Below are 1,538 nucleotides of genomic sequence, written 5' to 3'. Positions count from 1 at the left end.
AGCTCTGCGACTGGCTCGGCGTGAGCGACGAGCTGTTCCACGACCCCGAAGCCTTCGCGATCGTGCCGATGGACTTCTACTACCCCGGCAAGGCCGCGAGCGGCTCGGGCGATCTGCCGCCCCGCGCGGGGTTCGCCGCGAAGTGGCATCCCCTGATTCTCGGCGAGCTGCCCGACGTGCGGCTCACGATCCTGATCGGCGCGTACGCGCAGCGGTTCTATCTCGGTGCGCGCCGCGGCGCGACGCTCACCGACACCGTGCGCGCGTGGCGCAGCTACCTGCCCGAGTACTTCCCGCTGGTGCATCCCTCGCCGCTCAACTTCCGGTGGCAGGCGCGCAACCCGTGGTTCGTCGACGAGCTCGTGCCCGAGCTGCGCGCGTCCCTCGCGGCGGCGCTGGCATAACGCGCGGCCGCGCGGACCGCGTGGTGCGGCCGTGATTCCCCCTGGTCGCCGCGGCGGCGGGCGGATAGCTTTGCGCTCATGAGCATCCCGTCTTCGCCAGACGAATTCCGCGACGCGCTGCGGCTCGAGGCCGCCGGCCTCGCGAAGAGAGCCATCAACGGGGTGCGCCTCACCTTCGGGATCGCCGGTGCGGTCGCCGTGATCGTGGGCGCGCTGCTGCTGATCTGGCCCAACCACACCATTCCCGTGCTGGCGTTCCTGTTCGGCATCTATCTCGTGATCACGGGTGGTGTGCGGCTCGTGCTCGGCATCTTCGGCCGCAGTCTGGGCACGGGTCACCGCGTGCTGAACGTGCTGCTCGGCACGCTGCTCGTCGTCGGTGGGGTCATCGCGCTGCGCGATGTCGCGGTCGCCTCGGCGACGCTGCTGCTCATCATCGCGATCGTGGTCGGGGTCGCGTGGATCGTCGAAGGCATCATGGCCATCACCGAGTCCGGGGCGTCGCGGAAGCAGGGCTGGTCGGTCGCCTACGGCATCATCAGCATCCTCGGCGGGGTGGCCGTGCTGGCCGTTCCCGGGTGGTCCGGATTCTGGCTGCTGATGGTCGCCGCCGTCATCCTGATCATCCTGGGGCTGCTCGGTCTGATGCGCGCGTTCACCTTCGGGCGCGACGCGCTGAAGGCCCTGTAGCGACCTCTTCAGGCACCGACTCGACGATCGCGATTCCGCTGCCGCGCAGCCGGCGGCGCTCGTCGGCGAGGAACCCGAGCAGCCGGTCGCGGGTGCCATGGCTGTGCGCCGTGACGAGTGCGACCGCCCGGTCGGCGTCGCGGGCGGCGACGGATGCCACGATCTCGAGGTGCTCCGCCCGGGCGCGGTCGCGCGACGCCGCGGTGCTTGCCGAGAGCCAGCGCACACGCAGCAGCCGAGTGAGCACCTGGCTCATTCCATCGGTGAGAAACGGGTTACCCGACAGGCCCGCGAGCGCCACGTGGAAGTCCGTGCCGTCTTGCAGAGACGTCTCTCGCCCCGAGGCGGCGCCGCTTGCGGCATCCGCCCCCTCGTCGGCGTCGCGGGCCGCCTCGGGGGGTGCATCGCGGTGCGCGTCGGCGATCAGGCGCAGCGCCTCGAGCT

The 1,538-nt window shown here is 71.0% G+C and carries 3 protein-coding genes; 2 read left to right on the top strand and 1 reads right to left on the bottom strand.

The features are described 5' to 3' along the window. Positions 1–404: uracil-DNA glycosylase family protein (locus ACM2XV_RS15165; RefSeq protein WP_487027543.1), on the top strand; the 404-nt coding region annotated here is incomplete at its 5' end. 78 nt (positions 405–482) lie between these two features. Then, complete coding sequence (locus tag ACM2XV_RS15160; RefSeq protein ID WP_487027542.1) at positions 483–1,094, top strand: HdeD family acid-resistance protein; 612 nt, start codon at positions 483–485, stop codon at positions 1,092–1,094. On the opposite strand, the gene ACM2XV_RS15155 is transcribed toward ACM2XV_RS15160, so the two are convergent. After that, positions 1,060–1,538: FCD domain-containing protein (locus tag ACM2XV_RS15155; protein ID WP_487027541.1), on the bottom strand; the 479-nt coding region annotated here is incomplete at its 5' end. The two genes, ACM2XV_RS15160 and ACM2XV_RS15155, sit on opposite strands and share 35 nt — an antisense overlap.

It is taken from the genome of Gryllotalpicola sp. CP2-P1 (assembly GCF_057512245.1).
The sequence above is the reverse complement of the archived record's forward strand: the minus strand, read 5'-3'. Positions and strand labels throughout refer to the sequence as shown.

What these genes read in the sequence shown, in the direction of transcription:
- ACM2XV_RS15160 (WP_487027542.1), top strand. Translation starts at nt 483, where the DNA reads ATGAGCATCCCGTCTTCGCCAGACGAATTCCGCGACGCGCTGCGGCTC.